The organism is Vibrio sp. YT-19(2023), assembly GCF_033337395.1.
Genome location: NZ_JAWOQN010000869.1, coordinates 1 through 573 on the forward strand (window position 1 = coordinate 1; position 573 = coordinate 573).

The window sequence follows — 573 nt, forward strand, 5'->3', positions numbered from 1 at the left end:
CTTCTGAGCTGATGATTTGTTGATACTGTATATGTTTGAATCTTTCACGCTATTAAGCAGAGACTTAAACAGCGATTGTTCAATACCATTCAGCGCATTATTCAGCCCGAACTGACTCGCGTGTTTGCCTGCATAAGCAAGATAAAAAGGTCGATAGATCAATACCCCTGCCGCGATCACTATCAGTTGAAGTATTGTGCCTTGGATATGATTTCCCATTGCGACATATCCACTGATCAACGGCGGCGTCATCCAGTTCACGATCTTCTCGACAGGATCAATAATACCCGACGCAATGCTCGCATAAGTGATCACGAAGCTCACCAAAGGCACCAGCACAAATGGGATGATGAGAATAGGGTTAAAGATGATCGGCAAACCAAACAGTAACACTTCATTAATGTTGAACATCACCAATGGTGCAGCCGCCAACGCCAACATGATGTGGTTGCGCTCTCTGGCAAAAATCAGGATACACAAAAGCAAACAGACACTGTTTCCTGAACCACCCATAGGCAAAAAGGCGTCGTAAAAACCTTGGCTGATAACGTTAAGCGACGCTTCGCTAGCTTG

Annotated in this window: 1 protein-coding gene; it reads right to left on the bottom strand. The window is 44.9% G+C overall.

Going from position 1 to position 573, the window contains the following annotated elements; translation table 11 throughout:
- Positions 1 to 573: PTS transporter subunit EIIC (locus R7E78_RS28910; protein ID WP_318058988.1), on the bottom strand; the 573-nt coding region annotated here is incomplete at both ends.